Source organism: Paenibacillus woosongensis (assembly GCF_009725165.1).
Classification (GTDB): Bacteria; Bacillota; Bacilli; order Paenibacillales; family Paenibacillaceae; genus Fontibacillus; species Fontibacillus woosongensis.
In genome coordinates, this window is the sequence record NZ_WNZW01000003.1 from 208,958 (window position 1) to 225,370 (window position 16,413).

Sequence of the window (16,413 nt, forward strand, 5' to 3'; positions counted from 1 at the left end):
CAAAATCTTAAGATAATCTTAATAATTTCTTACGCGGAAAGAAAACTCTGACCCCGATAATGGAACTATCGAATTCAACTGACCTATGCTTGCGCAAGGAGGAAAGGGGTTACCAGTTCTTGCGAAAAAAAGGGCTTGTACTGTTTGCAGTCATCGGAATGCTGCTCCTGGCCAACTCTCCGCAGCTTGATCGTCTGCACCTGAGCGCGTCGGCGTTCATGAATAAAGCCAAAGCGCATTGGCGTGTGATAACAGCGCCCGGGCTAGGCGGACTAGAAGGAAAATCCATGCTCGTCATGGATCGTGAGACCGGAAAAATCTTATATGCCCATAATGATAAAAAGCGAATGTATCCTGCCAGCACAACCAAGATATTAACGGCGCTGATCGTGCTTGAAAGAGGCAATCCCGATGAGATTGTAACGGTTGGCAAGGAAGCGCGGCTTCGTACAGCCGACGAGAGCACGGCAGGCCTGCACGAAGGGGACCAGCTGCCGGTTCGGGATCTGATCGCTGCGATGATGCTCCCTTCAGGGAACGATGCGGCCAGAACTGCGGCGGTATATATTGCGGAGAAAGAAATGGGTCGAAAGCTGGAGCCGGAGGAAGCGATCGATTATTTTGCCGGGCTGATGAATCAGCGGGCTAAGGAGCTTGGTGCGAAGAACAGCCATTTCGTCAATTCGCACGGGCTGCATGATCCGGATCATTATACGACGGCACGGGATATCGCAGTCATCGCCCAAGCTGCGATGAGTCATGAAGCCTTTCAGGGCATCGTTGGCGAGGCGGTTCACTACAGAGAGAGTACAGGGGAAACCACGGCTTTTCGTAACCGCAACAGACTGATTCAAAGTGATAATGAGTGGTATTTTCAGGGAGCTAACGGCATCAAGACGGGATACACCGAGAAGGCAGGTTATTGCCTGGTCGCCTCGGCCGTCCGAGATGACAAAGAGTTGATTTCCGTTGTTCTTCATTCGACTGAGCAAGGAGTTTGGTCGGACTCGGTCAAATTGCTGGATTACGGATTCCAAAGTTAGAGAGAGAATAACGAAGGGGAGAATAGGAAATGAGCGTATTATCGATCGATAAAGCTTACCGTGATTATAAAAATGACGTATACCGGTATCTGTTTTACTTATGCCGCAACCACCATACCGCAGAGGATTTGACACAAGAGACGTTCTGCCGGGCATGGTCCCACCTGGAACAGCTGCCAGAGAAGAAAGTTAAGCCCTGGCTGTTCCGGGTTTCGCATAATGCTTACATAGATAAGCTGCGCAAGGAGAGCCGTTCCTCTTCTTATGAAAATGAATTTTTCTATCAGTTCGCAGGCGAGGAGACGCCGGAAACGTGGATGCTCCGGGAGGAGAGCCGTCAAGAGCTTTACAGCCAATTGTTGCTGCTGAATCTAAATCAGCGTCAGGCCGTGTTGCTCTACGACATCCATGGCTTCTCTTACCAGGAAGCGGCGAATCTCATGGAAATTTCGTTGTCCAAATTCAAAATTACTCTATATCGCGCGAGACAAAGACTTCGCAACGAATCGAAGGCTACGGCGACCGCTTAACCACAAAGGCTGGGGAGATATCCCCGGCCTTATTTATTTTTACCGTTGGTGTAAGCGCTTTTAAGGTCGATTTAAAGACGTTGTCTTATAATAACGGCGATTCTAGAATGAAATCGACAGGAGGTATTGATTTCCATCTGATCATATAACTAGTAGAGGTGAGAATGTTGAAAACGATAAGCGAACTGGAGAGCAAGTTAAGCGAGCCTTCTGACCGTTTAATAGAAGATTTGTCCAAGCTGGATGGAGATATTCTTATCCTTGGCGTGGGCGGAAAAATGGGGCCAAGTCTGGCCAAGCTGGTGAAGCGAGGGATCGAAGCGGCTGGCATTAAGGCGAAAGTAACCGGCGTATCCCGCTTCTCCTCCGGCGATTTACGCGGCGAGCTGGAGTCGGCAGGCATTGAGACGATTGCAGCTGATCTGCTGGATGAAGCGGCGCTTGCCAAGCTGCCATCCGCGCGCAATGTCATTTATATGGCCGGTAACAAGTTTGGGACAACGGGCCGCGAGTATTTTACTTGGGCGATGAATGCCTATTTGCCGGGGCGGGTAGCGGAGAAGTTCCCGCGGTCGCGAATCGTCGCTTTTTCCTCGGGCAATATTTATCCGCTTACCCATATCGGGTCAGGCGGCGCCTCCGAGGAGACGCCTCCAGCTCCTGTTGGCGAATATGCGCAATCCTGCCTTGGGCGGGAACGAGTGTTTGAATATTTCTCCCGGAAAAATGGCACGCCACTCGTCAATTTTCGCTTAAATTATGCGATTGATCTGCGCTATGGCATCTTGCTAGAAATCGCTAAGGCGGTTAAAGAAGGGACGCCGATCGATGTAAGCATGGGCCAAGTTAATGTTATCTGGCAAGGGGATGCCAATGAAATGGCGATCCGCTCATTGCTGCTGTGTGACTCGCCTCCCGTCACGCTCAATATTACCGGACCAGAGACGGTATCGGTCCGGTGGATGGCGGAGCGTTTCGGCGAGCTGCTTGGAACAGTTCCGCAATTTACCGGTACGGAGCAGTCTACGGCGCTCCTTAACAACGCCTCGCAATCCCATCGTCTGTTTGGCTATCCCCGCATTACGCTCAGGCAAATGATGGAATGGACGGCCGGCTGGATCGAAGCCGGTGGAGATACGTTGAACAAACCGACGCATTTCCAAGAACGGGCAGGTGCGTTCTAATGACAGCCCTGCAGTTGAAACCGGAGGTTGATGCGCTGCTGCAGCGAGGCACTGTAATTCCGGCCCATCCGCTGGCGCTTGATGCGACCCGGCGCTTGGATGAACGGAGGCAGCGGGCTTTGTCCAGATACTATATCGAATCCGGGGCGGGCGGCATTGCCGTTGGCGTGCATACGACCCAGTTCGAAATTCGCGATCCGGGCATCGGTTTGTATGAGCCGGTTCTGCGCATGGCAGCGGAAGAAGTCGAGGAAGCGGGGCTGGATCGTACGTTCATCAAGGTCGCGGGAATTTGCGGGCCGACGGACCAGGCGCTGCGGGAAGCCGAACTTGCCGTTAAACTCGGTTATGATCTGGGTCTAGTCAGTACAGGCGGGTTGGATTCGTGGAGCGAGTCCGAGCTTCTGGAGCGTACGGAAGCGATCGCGGACGTTATTCCCGTCTTCGGGTTTTATTTGCAGCCAGCCGTAGGCGGGAAACGGCTAAGCTATGGATTCTGGCGGGAAATGGCCGAAATTCCGGGCGTGAAGGCGATCAAGATGGCCCCTTTCAACCGCTATCAAACACTGGATGTTGTCAGGGCTGTCTGTGAATCGAGCCGCCGCGAATCCATCGCATTGTATACCGGTAATGATGACAATATCGTGGCCGATTTGCTGACGACCTACCGCTTTACGGTCGGCGGTATGAAGGTCGAGAAGCGTATCGTTGGCGGCCTGCTCGGACACTGGGCGGTCTGGACGCGCAAAGCGGTTGAACTGATGTCGCATATCATTGATTTGCGGGAAAGCGGGGAAAACATACCTCATGAGCTTCTCACGCGAAGCATGGAAATCAGCGACGCGAATGCTGCCTTTTTTGACCCCGGGCACGATTTTCATGGCTGCATTCCGGGCATCCATGAGGTGCTTCGCCGCCAAGGTTTGCTCGAGGGCCGGTGGTGCCTGAATCCTGCGGAACAGCTGTCTCCAGGACAGATGGAGGAAATCGACCGGGTATATCAAGCATATCCTCATCTGAACGATGATGATTTCGTGCATCGCCATTTGGCGAAATGGCTGGGATCGCCATGAAGTACCGCTCCGTCTTTGATATCATCGGCCCGGTCATGATCGGGCCGTCCAGCTCGCATACGGCAGGTGCGGCACGTATCGGACGGATGGCCAGACGGTTATTCGGCCGCGTTCCTCATAAGGCGCAAATCGAATTTTGCGGTTCATTCGCCATGACGTATCAGGGGCATGGTACGGATGTGGCAATCGTCGGCGGGCTGATGGGTTTCGATACCCATGATCCCCGTATCAAGGATGCACTTAAAATTTCGGAAGATATTGGTCTAGCCATTTCAATCACCACCGTAGACTTGCCCGAGGAGCATCCCAATACGGCCTGGATTCGCCTTGAGGATGAAACAGGGGCAATGAGGGTAAAGGGCATCTCTGTCGGGGGCGGTAAAATCGCCTTGCTGGAGGCGGATGAATTTCAAATGAATCTGTCGGGGGATGCCTGGACAGCCTTCGTATTCCATAAGGATCAATTCGGCTTGATCGCTTCCGTGGCCAGTGTGCTGGCCGATCGGCGGATTAATATCTCCAGAATGGAAATGTCCCGCAAGGCGAAGGGTCAGGAAGCGCTATTGATCATTGAAACGGATGAAGAGATATCCGCTTCCGCCGGATCGCAAATCGCAGGCATTGCTGATGTCGCTCATGTCCGGATTCTGCCGCCCTTGTGAGGAAGGGGCATGAAAGGGAGGTTCACGACCATGCAGTTCAGTACGATAGAAGAGCTGGTGCAGCTTGCCGAGTCGCAGGGCCAAGCCATAGCCGACATCATGATCGAGGAGGAAGCCCTGGCCACGGGCGTGCCGAAAGAGAAGATCATCAGCAGAATGTTTCAGCACCTGGACACGATGGAGAAGGCCGTGCAGCGCGGCTTAACGGAGGAGATTAGATCGCGGAGCGGCTTAACCGGCGGCGATGCGCGCAAGCTGGAGGGTTACTTGCGACAGGGCCGAACCTTGTCCGGCCAGCGGGTGCTTCAGGCGGTCAGCCGGGCGATTGCGACGAACGAGGTCAACGCGGCGATGGGTACGATTGTCGCTACGCCGACCGCGGGAGCGAGTGGTGTGATCCCGGGCTGCCTCTTTGGGCTGGCCGGGGAGCTTGGCGCGGATCGCGACGCAATGGCTCGCTTCCTGTTTACGTCTGGCGCTATTGGCTATGTGATCGCCAACCGTTCTTTCATTTCCGGCGCAGCCGGGGGATGCCAGGCTGAGGTCGGCTCCGCGTCGGCTATGGCGGCCGGGGCGATTGTCGAAATGGCCGGGGGCAAGCCAAGGCAGTCGGCCCATGCCGTTGCTATCGCCTTAAAGAATACGCTGGGCCTGGTATGCGATCCTGTCGCAGGACTCGTGGAGGTGCCCTGCGTCATGCGCAATGCGATGGGGGCGTCCAATGCAATCGTATCGGCTGATCTGGCGCTGGCGGGCATCGAAAGCATCATTCCGGCGGACGAAGTGATCGGAGCGATGTACCGCATCGGCCAGGCAATGCCTGGAACGCTCAAAGAGACGGCGCTCGGGGGGCTTGCGGCAACACCGACAGGCGAAAGGCACCGCCGCAGGCTGTTCGGATCAAGTAATGAACGATCAGAAGAGAAGGGGGACATACAGGATGAGTGAAGTCTCACTGCTGGTTCGGCGCTTTTATTGGACAGAGGAAGATCGCCGGTTTATCGTCGATGCCTGCCGGAAGCACTGGCCGGAGGAAGTGAAGGAAGTCGTGCACCGGGCTGATTTGGCGTGCAGGAACACCTTTATTTTCACGCATCGCTGGGATATGGAGCGCTGTGAGGAGGAGGTTGCTTTCCCGGAGCGCATCAATTGGTATTACCGGCATAAAGAAGATCTGGAATGGCTTGTCATGCTGAACCGGGCGCGATATATGGGTGAGCTCGGGCAGGCCTATTGGCTGACGGGAAAGGAGAAATATGCCGAGGGATATATCCGGCTATTGAAGGACTGGATGCAGCAAAATCCTTTGACAGAGGAAGAGGTGCGTTCTGCGGCAGACCGGGCATACAACGTCAAGGATACGTGGCGCAAGCTGGATAGCGGGATACGGATTACGCATTGGCTAAAGGGATATTATTGCGTTCGCCGCTGTTCCTTATGGGGGGAATCGGAGGAGAAGCTGTTTAAAGAAGCGGTCCGCAGGCATGGAATGTACTTGAATTTGGCATATGTCCCTCATGATCGCCAGAGCAATTGGGGATTCCTGGAGACGAACGGTTTGTTTCAGCTTGCCCTGTTGTTCCCCGAACTTGCGGAATCTGAGACATGGCTGCAGACTGGACTGCAGCGGCTGGAGGAAATGTGCAGGCTGCAAGTGTATTCGGACGGGATGCACAACGAGCAGTGCACAATGTATCATCATGAGGTGCTGCACTGCCTGTTCGAATCGGTGTGGCTAGGCAGGCTGAATGGCATTGAAATGCCGGAAGTGCTGGATGACACGCTGAATCGCATGTATACCGCTTCGCTAGCGTTTGTTCAGCCTGATGGCCGTCAGCCGATGCTCGGAGACAGCGACGGGACAGATATGCGTGATGTGCTCTGCCGCGGTGCCGTCCTGTTCGGGCGCGGCGATTTGAAGCGAATGGCTTATGAGCGGCTGGACTACGAAGGAATTTGGTTTTTTGGGGAACGGGGATACGATCGCTTTAATCAATTGGCAGTTCAGGAGCCAAGCTTCACGTCAATTCAGTTGAACGACAGCGGATATGCCTTTATGCGCAGCGGTTGGGGCAGTCACGCGCAGTATCTTGTTTTTGACGGCGGCCATATGGACGTGATCCGGGCGCATGGGCATGATGATTTGCTGCATGTGAGCCTGTTCGCGCACGGTCGCGAATTTCTTACCGATCCGGGCAGATTCACATATATGGAAACGGAAGATCGACAATATTTCATGGAGTCGCTGCAGCACAATACGCTGTCCGTTGACGGGGAGACGATTTCCACCTACGTCAGCTCCTGGCGATGGGCGGATGTGGCGAGGCCCTTCGACCGTTACTGGAACAGCGGCCCGGATTTCGATTATGTGCAGGCCGGGCATGACGGCTATTGGAGATTGGAGCAGCCGGTGCATGTTGCAAGACAGGTGCTGTTTGTGAAGCCGGATTACTGGGTTATCGTCGATACTTGCCGTTCCCATGGCGAGCATGAATATAAGATCCCTTTTCATTTTGCAGAGGGGCTTGATTTAACGGTCCGGGAGGATGGAATTGTTCATGCGGCTGCGTCCCAGGAAGGTCCCGCCTTGTGGATCATACCGTTGGTTCAGATGGACGTTAAGCAGGATGCAAGCTGGGTGTCTCGTCATTATAACGAGAAGACTCCTTCGGTCAAAGCCTCCTTCGTTCGTAAGGGCAAAGGTTTTGCCAAATTCATAACCTTGCTGTATCCGAGCGCCAGCCCGCAGGTGAAGCTGCCCATCCTGCAAGAGCTGGAGGTGCTGGACAGTTACGGTAATCAGGTTCCGTCCCATCTGGCTACGGCGTTTTCGGTGCAGAGGGAGCAGGGGAAGGAAGAATTCGTGTTCTCCCATCAAGGCCCGCGCAGCTACCGGTTCGGGGATCATCATCTCAGCGGTGAGGTGCTTCTGATGCGCAGCGGCGGGCTAACCGGGAATGATCCGCGGCCATACATCATAAAGGTATAAGTAAAGCATGAATAAAGGACTTTTTAAGGACGTTGACCCTAAAAGGAAGCATGCAGTAATTTTAAAGTAAGTTCACAGTTCATAAATCGGACACAATTATGAGAAAGCGCTTTAATAAAGTGAACAATCCAATCATTAGGGGGTTATAGCTTGAAAAGCCAGCACAAAAAATGGGGCGCGCTGCTGCTTGCAATAACATTGCTTTCCGCGCTGCTGATCTCCGGCTGTTCGACCAAGGGCAAGGGCGGCGGAGATGTAGAATTAAAGCTTGGATTTTATTCCTCAGCCCAATCGGATGAGAAGATGCAGGAGCTGATCGCCAAATTCCAGGAAAAGCATCCGAATATTAAAATAAAAACGGAATCCTCCCCGTATAATCAGTTCTTTCAGAAGCTGGATACGCAAATCGCGGCAGAAAGCGCACCGGATGTATGGCTCTCGGACGGAGTGCTCGTGCCGAAATATGCGGAGCGTGGCGTGCTTAAGGACTTGACCGAATGGATTCAGCGGGACTTGAAAGCAGACGATTACTACGGCTTGGAGTTTAATAAAGACGCTGCAGGCAAGTACTGGGGTGTGCCGCAGGGGATCCAAATCGCCGTGCTGTACTACAACAAGGATATGTTCGACGAAGCACAGATCGAGTATCCGACCGAGGCTTGGACCTGGGACGATCTGAAGGCTGCCGCAGAGAAATTAGCGAAGGATGCCAATGGCAAATACGCCGTAGACCCTTCGTTCGATAAAAATAAGATCAGTCAATACGGCCTCACCTTCTTCAGCATCACCGAGGGCTGGATGACGGTGCTGAAATCGTATGGCGGAGGGGTGCTCAACGAGACGCTGGATCAGTCGATCATCGACTCGCCGGAGAACAAAGCCGCCTTGGACTGGATTGTGGACGGCATGCAGCGAGAGCTGCTTCCAACTCCCTCCGATTTAAAAAGCTTCCAGAGCAATATGGCCCCCTTCCCGAGCAAGGCGGCTGCCATGAGAATCGGCATATACGCCCGGACGATCGATGCGAACGCAGCGGGCCTGAATTACGATGTGACGCTGCTGCCAAAAGGTCCTGAAGGCAAACGCTTCTCACCGGTAATTGCAAATTCCTGGGTGATCAACAAGAAGGCCGAAGGGGCGGTAGGGGAAGCTGCCTGGGAATGGGTGAAATTCTGGGCCACAGAGGATGAGGTTCAGAAGGAGTGGGCTTCGCTCGGCGAGGCGGTGCCTGTCAAGAAATCCGTGGCGAATTCCGAGCAGTTCCTGAGCGGATCGCCGGCCAATAAACAAGCTTTCCTAGACAGCTTTGAATTCGCTGGGACGCTGGATGTAAATGCGGTATGGAGCGAATGGGTCGGCAAATTCAACGACAGCATCAACCGCGCATTCGAAGGCGAGGTTTCCGTTGAACAGGCAATGAAGCAGGCGGATCAGGAAGTGCAGAAGGTGCTGGATGAATTCTATAAGAAATGATGGAGCAGCGCCTTGATTTAGCTTTGATGGATTGCGGGCTGGCATGCCAAGTGCCGGCCCTATAGAATAGCGACAGAAAGCGTGATGATCATGATGGAAAAAACGGAAAAAGTAAGGACGGGAGTCAAACCATTAATCCCGCGGACCCGAAGGCGGCGCCTTAACAGTGACAGCAAGTGGGGTCTGCTGATGGTAACCCCTTATATCATTCATTTTATTGTTTTTGTACTTGGTTCGCTGCTCGCTTCCTTGTATTTCAGTTTTTCTCATTATGATATTCTGAACGCCCCACAGTGGGCGGGCCTGGCGAATTATAAGAAGCTGTTCCAGGAGCCGGTTTTCTGGAAGGCGATGTGGAACACGGTGTATTTCACGATACTGTTCGTGCCGCTGCAGACCGTCTTGGCTTTGATTTTAGCGACGGCACTGAATCAGCGGCTGCGGGGGCTGAAATTTTTTCGATTGGCGCATTTTGTGCCCGTAATATCTTCCTGGACGGTCATTTTGTATGTTTCGGATGCAATTTTTAATCCCCGCTTCGGGATGGCCAATTCTTTTCTCCTAAAAATAGGGCTGGAACCGCAAAAATGGCTGCAGGATGAACGTCTCGTCATACCTTTGCTGGTGATGATCGCCGTTTGGAAAGGGATCGGCTACATTATGGTCATTTTTCTTGCCGGATTGCAGAACGTTCCTTCAGACGTGTACGAGGCGGCCGAAATTGACGGGGCTGGCGTATTCCGCAAATTTATGCATATTACGGTGCCGTTGATTTCGGGCACGACATTTCTCGTTCTCATTCTGAGCACAATCTCCACTTTCCAGGCTTTTGAGCAAATTTACGTGATGACGGGAGGGGCGCTGGATGCATCATCGGCTGGTGGGCCGAATAAATCCAGTCTTGTGCTGATGATTTATTTGTATCAGGAGGGTTTCACCTTTCTGCGTATGGGATATGCTTCAGCAATTGCCTGGGTGCTCTTCATCATCCTGTTCATTCTTACCGCCCTGCAGGTTACGCTTCAGAAAAAGTGGGTGCATTACGAATGAATAGCAGCACAGCATGTCGAAAGGAGGTCTGGTATGAAGCTGAATAGATTTCGCAAAGGCGTCGGTTATGCCGTAATTATTTTTAGTTCGCTTATTATGATTCTGCCGTTTCTGACAACGCTGTTCAATTCCTTGAAAACCTATGCCCAGTATACCGCCTTCCCGCCTAAATGGTTTCCAAGCCCAATCCAATGGAGCAATTACTCCGAGGTGTGGAAGCTGGGTGCATTCGAGCAATACACCATCAATAGCGTCGTCGTGACAGTGCTGTCCGTGTGCGGAGCCCTGATCTCCTGCTCCATGGTCGCTTTTGCGTTTGCGAGACTGCGATTTCCCTTCAAAAATACGCTGTTCATGATCGTGCTCGGCACAATGATGATTCCGCCGGTTGTGCTGATCATTCCGCAATTCGTTATTTTTAAATCGCTGTATATGCTCGATACGCTAACGCCGCTGTGGATTATCGAGTGGCTGGCCCAGCCGTTCGGCATATTTCTGATGCGGCAGGCGTTTCTCATGATTCCAAAGGATTACGAGGAGTCTGCCAAGCTCGACGGGTGCAACCCGTTTCAGATCTATTGGAAAATATTCTTGCCTATGTGCAAGCCGACCTTCGCCACCTTAGCTGTCTTTACGTTTATGACGAAGTGGAACGAGATACTGTCGCCGGCGATCTTCCTGACGTCGAAGGAGAACTTCACGCTGCCGATCGGTATCCTCTCCATGGCCGGGCAGTGGTCGGGCAATGAGCAGTATATGGTTGCCGCGGCGTTGATGAGCTTGATTCCGATATTGCTGGTGTTTTTGTTTGCGGAGAAATACTTTGTGCAAGGCACAAATTCTTCCGGCATAAAGTGACCGGAAGAATTTGCGCCAAGAACAAATTCTTCCGGCATAAAATGACCGGACGAATTTGCGCCAAGAACAAATTCGTCCGGTATTAAATAACCGGTAAAGTTTGCGCCAAAGGTAAACTCTTCTTGCAAACCTCAAGAAAGGAGGGAATCGCATGCCCTATCGGGTCGTTCTCATCGGAGCTGGCATCATCTCGCGCAACCACTTAAACGCGATCCGGCAAATGAATGAACTGAGCGCGGCAGCTGTCGCTGACATCGACGAGGAGCGAGGCAGAACGGTCAGCGGTGAATATGGCATTGCTTATTACAGCGATTATAAAGAGATGATTCGTAAAGAAAAGCCGGACATTGCCATTATTGCACTGCCTCATTTTTTGCATGAGGAATGTGCAATATGGTGCGCGGCCCAGGGCTGTCATCTGCTTCTGGAGAAGCCGATGGCCCTTAATGTGAAGCAATGCGATGCAATCCTGGGAGCGGCAAGGGCTTCGGGCGTCAAGCTCATGGTCGGTCATACGCAGCATTACTGGCCGGCCAACCTGCTGGCCAAGGCGTTTATTGAGAGCGGTGAGCTTGGCAAGCTTCTCGCAATTCAAGATACCCGCCATTTGTATTATTTCAGTGAGCACCGCCCAGCTTGGTTTCTGGATAAAGACAAAGCAGGCGGCGGGATTCTCATGAATCTGGGCGCTCATTCCATCGACAAGATCCAGTGGCTGACAGGAAGCCGGATTAAGACGGTGAAGGCGGCTTTGTCTTACGAAGGAGCGAGGGGCAATGTGGAGGGAAGCGGCTGTATTTTTCTAGAAACATCAAACGGAGTATCTGCCGTGATCGTACAATCCGGTTACGCTGGCGTAGCCAGAGATGAGACGGAGCTGATTTTCACACAAGGGATGATCAGGCTCGTTTCTGCCAAGGGGTTGTGGGTGAGCCGGGACGGTCGGTATGAGGAGGTTAAGCCTCCATGCAGCACTGACCCGTTCGTATTGCAATTCGAAGATTTGCTGCAGGCGATCAGGCAGGATGCAGAGCCGGGCAGCACGGGAGAATACGCCAGATCGGTCATCGCAGCCTTGGAAGCGGTGTACCGCTCGGATGAGACAGGAGTGGAACAAACCCTTGATACAGAGTGACGGCGATAAACAGAGCTCCATTCGGTTCAGCATCTGCACGACCGGATTAAAAACGATGACGATCGAACAGATCGCTGTCAAAGCCAGAGGCATAGGGCTGCAAGGCGTGGAAATCTGGCGCGGACATATCGAAGACTACCTGAATCGGGGCGGTACGCTAGGCCAGCTGCGGGTTTTGCTGGATTCAACCCAGCTGCAAGTCCCCTGTATCAGTGAATACAGCTATTTTACGAAGGGGAGGGAAGCATATCAAGCCGAGCTGGCAAGTCTTCAGTATTCGGCGGAATGGGCCAGAGCGCTCCACTGTCCACGGATTCGTGTATTTGCGGGACATGTATCCTCTGGAAAGGCGGCACACGATCACTGGCGCATGGCCGCACAAGGTTTGCAGGAGGCGCGTCAAATTTGCAGTGTGCAAGGTGTTTCCCTCGCGGTCGAAATTCACAATAATACACTGGCCGACACGACCGACGGCTTGAACAGGCTGCTGGAACCCCATGAATATGAAATTGAACTTATCTATGACGGTTTCAATCTCTGCGTGGACCGGCTTGATCCGCTCCCTGTGCTGGAGCATTTCTATCCGCTGGTCAGCCATGTGCATTTTAAAGATTATCACTGGAACCATGAGGATTGGAGCAAAAGCATAGCCGTACCTGTTCTGCAGGGGGATGCGAATCATGCGGCGATTCTGGGCAGGCTGATTGCCTTGGGGTATCAAGGCTTCATCTCTTTCGAGTATTTTGGCAGCCAGGCTTTGGAATTGACGAAGCAGTCGCTGGCGGAGTTAACCGAATATATGCATTAGCAGTCCTGAATTAAGGCGTATGATCCTATTTCGGGGGTGGCGAACATGTCGATGAACATGAAGGTTGCAGTCATCGGTCCGCATGACCTAGTCGATGCGGTGCTCCATATTGGATCTTTCTTTTCCGAGCTGTCCATGCTCCCCGCGCCTTACCGCCATGAACGGGAGACGCTTGAGATAATCGGGAAAATTCGGGATCAGGCGGATATATTGCTTTTTACGGGTCCGATCCCTTATCAGATTGCTTTGGCGGCATCGCCCGGTAAACCTATGGTTCACGTGTTTTATTCGGGAACGGCATTGTATAAGGTGCTGTTTGATTGCTACCGCCAGCATGTTCTGTCTTTCGATGAGCGGCTGCCAATCAGTGTGGATGTGCTGCAGCGAAATGAGGTGGAGGAGCCGCTCCGGGAAATTGGGCTGCCGATTCATGATATTTTTATCAAAACCTATGCATCGGGTATGGGCCATGAGGAATTCGTCGCTTTTCATTATGATTTGTGGAGAGCCGGGAAAGTTACGGTCACGGTAACCTGCGTAACCTCGGTTTATCATCGTCTGGTCGAGCTCGGCGTCCCTGCATTCCGGGTCGTACCGACGCAATCTGCGATTCGGGACGCCTTGAATTGCGCTCTGCTGGAGGGGAAGAGCCTTCGTTACAGCAGCACGCAAATCGCTGTTGGCATTATGAACATCGATAACTTTGAGCAGGTTGCCAAAGAGGCAGCCTCCGAATACGACATCCAGCGCAAAAAAATTATCCTGCAGCAAATTCTCATTGATTTCGGGGAAGAAACCCAGTCCCTGATCAAATGGAGCGATTCGGATGAAGTGTCGTTTATTACCACACGAGGAATTATCGAGCAGGTGACGCGTAAATTCCAGGACGCTCCGCTGCTGCTGGAAGTTATGGAGCGGCTGCAATGGAATGCCAGTATTGGCATTGGCATTGGCCGTACAGCCAACGAAGCGGAAGGCAAAGCACGCGAAGCGCTGCTCAAGGCCAAGACAGGCGGCGGAGGCAACTGTTTCCTGATTATGCAGGACGGAATGGTTTACGGCCCGATGGGCTCGGAGCTGAAGCTGGAATATTCCGCGCGGAGCGAGAATCCCGAGCTGATTTCGTTAGCGAAGAAGGTAGGGCTTAGCGTTGGTACGATCAATAAGCTCATTTCTCTATGCCGGAGGCTCGGTACGTCGAGGATTACCGCCGCCCAGCTCGCGGAGGGATTTGGTATTACGCTTCGCAGCGCGCGGCGGATCATGGCGGCCTTGGAGAAATATGAAATTGCGAGCATCGTAGGGGAAGAGCAGCCTGCCGGACGGGGCAGACCGCGGCAAATTTATTCTTTGAACCTAGAAGGAGTCGACTATGAGTAAAATGAACCTATTGCAAGTCGCCTTATCTCTGGAACAGGAAATTGTAGACGTTCGCCGCCATTTGCATCAATACCCCGAGCTGGGCTTCCAGGAGTTCATTACTTCGGCGTACGTGGCGGAGCATCTTGAGCGGCTTGGGCTTAAGGTGCAGCGCGGCGTTGCCGGTACCGGGGTCGTGGCGCTGCTTGAAACGGGCCGCCCCGGGCCATGCATCGCAGTACGGGCGGATATGGACGCCCTGCCCTTGCAGGAGCGGACAGGGCTGCCTTATGCATCGCGGCATGAGGGTGCGATGCACGCCTGCGGCCATGACGGTCACATGGCCATGGCGCTAGGCGCGGCCCGGATGCTGACCGGACTAAAGCGTGAGCTGATCGGGACGGTCAAGTTCATTTTTCAGCCGGCGGAGGAAATGCTGGGCGGAGCCCGGCACATGATCGATGCTGGGGTCCTGGACTCTCCGCGCGTGGACGGCATCATCGGCTTGCACTTGTGGCCGGACCTGCCGACAGGATGCTTCGGCTTAAAGGCGGGGACAATCATGGCCAGCATGGATCATGTCGATATTACGATCCATGGCCGTTCCGGGCATGGGGCGGCGCCGCATCAGGGCGTCGACGCAATCATCGCCGCAGCTCACGTGCTCACGGCGCTGCAGGTGCTGATTAGCCGCGAGAGCGATCCGGCGGACGCCGTTGTTCTGAGCATGGGTTCAATTCACGGAGGCAGCATCCCCAACATTATTGCGGATGAGGTGGAGATTCGCGGCACAGTTCGTGCGGTGAATTCGGCTGCCCGCGAAAGGATGCGAATCCGCGTAACGGAACTTGCTCAGGCGGTTGCGGCGGGGATGAATGCCCGGGCTGACGTTCGCTATGAGTTCGGATATCCGCCCACCGTAAATGATGGCCGTTGGATCAGCTTCGCCGAAGAGGCGCTTCGCGAACTGTACGGTCAGGAAGCAATACATCGTCTTGCGTATGCGCAAATGACCAGCGAAGACATGGCGTATTACATGGAGCACATCCCTGGCGCGTTCCTGCTGATCGGCACAGGCGGGGCAGGCAAAGGCAGGTTCCCGCTGCATCATCCGGAGCTTGCCGTCGATGAGCAGTCACTGATCTATGGCGCAGCATATCTAGCGCAGTTTGTATGCAACTATTTACGGGATAAGAACTAATACATCTTTGCTAGAAAGGGGGAGTATAATCATGTTGGAGCATGCGGAACGAGTCAAGCAATCCCTGCAGGGAGGGCTGATCCCTGCCGTCCCGGTTCCGCGTTATGCGGACGGGAGGATTCACGACGAGGCTCAGGCCGCATACGCTTCTTATTTAGCTCGCCAGAAAATCGCCGGCGTAGCGGTATGGGCGCATACCGGGCGGGGACTGCATTTGCAGCCAGGGCAGCGGCGTGATATTTTACGGTTGTGGCGGTCGGTCCTAGGCCCCTCTCGAATCGTCATTGCCGGGGCAGGAGCGCTGCCTGATCCTGCTTTAAGCATGGCAGACCGAATTGAGCGTTGGCGGATGGACAGTAAAAAGATGGCCGAGGAAGCGATCGCTGGTGGAGCGGATGCCCTGCTAGTATTTCCGCCCGTGCTTCTCCGCGAGCTGCCAGCTCATGAGCGGGAAGAGGCAGCGGGTGAATATCACCGCGATTTGGCTTGTCTCGGCATTCCGCTAGTCATCTTTTATTTGTATGAGGGAGCCGGTGGATGGTCGTATTCCCAGGATTTGCTGCGCAAGCTGCTGTCCCTGCCCCATGTGATCGGCATCAAAATCGCGACGCTGGACAGCATCATGACGATGCAGAACATCGCCCGGATCCTTGCCGAAGAGTTTCCAGGCCATATGCATATCACGGGAGAAGACAGGATGTTCGGTTATGCCCTGATGCGCGGAGCACGGAGCGCGCTCGTTGGCCTTGGAGCTGCTTATCCGAATATTCAGGCGGATCTGATTAAGGCATACCGCGTACAGGATTACGCCAGGTTCCTCGACTTATCGGAGCGTGTGGACGGATTCGCCGAGATGACCTTCACAGAGCCGATGGATAAGTACATTTTGAGAATGCTGCATTGCCTTGTCTTTGCCGGCGTTATTCCGCAGGAAGCGGCCCATGATGTGGCAGGATACGAAATGACAGAACAAGAGCTGGCTTCGATTCGCCATGGGATCGATAAGTACCGGTTGTATTAATCTGAGAATGAATTCAACAAGAAAAAG

At 53.5% G+C, this 16,413-nt stretch carries 15 protein-coding genes; all 15 read left to right on the top strand.

What is annotated here, in order from left to right:
- The first annotated feature begins 119 nt into the window (after positions 1 to 119).
- Positions 120 to 1,043: a D-alanyl-D-alanine carboxypeptidase family protein gene (locus GNP95_RS11920; protein ID WP_196427152.1), complete on the top strand. Its 924-nt coding sequence runs from the start codon at positions 120 to 122 to the stop codon at positions 1,041 to 1,043.
- Positions 1,044 to 1,072: 29 nt separating this feature from the next.
- Positions 1,073 to 1,573, top strand: a complete 501-nt coding sequence (locus GNP95_RS11925; protein ID WP_155611085.1) for a sigma-70 family RNA polymerase sigma factor — start codon at positions 1,073 to 1,075, stop codon at positions 1,571 to 1,573.
- Positions 1,574 to 1,740: 167 nt separating this feature from the next.
- On the top strand, positions 1,741 to 2,757 hold the full coding sequence (locus GNP95_RS11930) for an NAD-dependent epimerase/dehydratase family protein (protein WP_155611308.1): 1,017 nt from the start codon (positions 1,741 to 1,743) through the stop codon (positions 2,755 to 2,757).
- Positions 2,757 to 3,830 carry a dihydrodipicolinate synthase family protein gene (locus GNP95_RS11935; protein WP_155611086.1) on the top strand — a complete coding sequence of 358 codons (1,074 nt, stop codon included), beginning with the start codon at positions 2,757 to 2,759 and terminating at the stop codon, positions 3,828 to 3,830. Before GNP95_RS11930 ends, GNP95_RS11935 begins: the two co-directional genes overlap by 1 nt.
- The gene (gene sdaAB / locus GNP95_RS11940) at positions 3,827 to 4,492 is read left to right on the top strand and encodes an L-serine ammonia-lyase, iron-sulfur-dependent subunit beta (RefSeq protein WP_155611309.1); all 666 of its coding nucleotides are present in this window, start codon (positions 3,827 to 3,829) and stop codon (positions 4,490 to 4,492) included. Before GNP95_RS11935 ends, sdaAB begins: the two co-directional genes overlap by 4 nt.
- 30 nt (positions 4,493 to 4,522) lie before the next feature.
- Entirely contained in the window at positions 4,523 to 5,440 is a 918-nt protein-coding gene (gene sdaAA / locus GNP95_RS11945; RefSeq protein ID WP_155611087.1) for an L-serine ammonia-lyase, iron-sulfur-dependent, subunit alpha, read from the top strand.
- Complete coding sequence (locus tag GNP95_RS11950) at positions 5,433 to 7,481, top strand: alginate lyase family protein (RefSeq protein WP_155611088.1); 2,049 nt, start codon at positions 5,433 to 5,435, stop codon at positions 7,479 to 7,481. The genes sdaAA and GNP95_RS11950 overlap by 8 nt, the downstream gene beginning before the upstream one ends.
- 150 nt (positions 7,482 to 7,631) lie before the next feature.
- Complete coding sequence (locus GNP95_RS11955; protein ID WP_155611089.1) at positions 7,632 to 8,954, top strand: ABC transporter substrate-binding protein; 1,323 nt, start codon at positions 7,632 to 7,634, stop codon at positions 8,952 to 8,954.
- A 90-nt stretch (positions 8,955 to 9,044) separates the two neighbouring features.
- Entirely contained in the window at positions 9,045 to 10,004 is a 960-nt protein-coding gene (locus GNP95_RS11960) for a carbohydrate ABC transporter permease (protein WP_230873782.1), read from the top strand.
- A 33-nt stretch (positions 10,005 to 10,037) separates the two neighbouring features.
- Positions 10,038 to 10,862, top strand: a complete 825-nt coding sequence (locus GNP95_RS11965; protein WP_155611090.1) for a carbohydrate ABC transporter permease — start codon at positions 10,038 to 10,040, stop codon at positions 10,860 to 10,862.
- A 151-nt stretch (positions 10,863 to 11,013) separates the two neighbouring features.
- The gene (locus GNP95_RS11970) at positions 11,014 to 11,997 is read left to right on the top strand and encodes a Gfo/Idh/MocA family protein (RefSeq protein WP_155611091.1); all 984 of its coding nucleotides are present in this window, start codon (positions 11,014 to 11,016) and stop codon (positions 11,995 to 11,997) included.
- Positions 11,984 to 12,805 (top strand): sugar phosphate isomerase/epimerase family protein, encoded by an 822-nt coding sequence (locus GNP95_RS11975; RefSeq protein WP_196427153.1) that lies wholly within the window; start codon positions 11,984 to 11,986, stop codon positions 12,803 to 12,805. Before GNP95_RS11970 ends, GNP95_RS11975 begins: the two co-directional genes overlap by 14 nt.
- A 45-nt stretch (positions 12,806 to 12,850) precedes the next feature.
- On the top strand, positions 12,851 to 14,185 hold the full coding sequence (locus GNP95_RS11980) for a helix-turn-helix domain-containing protein (protein ID WP_155611093.1): 1,335 nt from the start codon (positions 12,851 to 12,853) through the stop codon (positions 14,183 to 14,185).
- Positions 14,178 to 15,365: a M20 metallopeptidase family protein gene (locus tag GNP95_RS11985; RefSeq protein ID WP_155611094.1), complete on the top strand. Its 1,188-nt coding sequence runs from the start codon at positions 14,178 to 14,180 to the stop codon at positions 15,363 to 15,365. Before GNP95_RS11980 ends, GNP95_RS11985 begins: the two co-directional genes overlap by 8 nt.
- A gap of 31 nt (positions 15,366 to 15,396) precedes the next feature.
- Positions 15,397 to 16,386 (top strand): dihydrodipicolinate synthase family protein, encoded by a 990-nt coding sequence (locus GNP95_RS11990; protein WP_155611095.1) that lies wholly within the window; start codon positions 15,397 to 15,399, stop codon positions 16,384 to 16,386.
- The last annotated feature ends 27 nt before the right edge of the window (positions 16,387 to 16,413 follow it).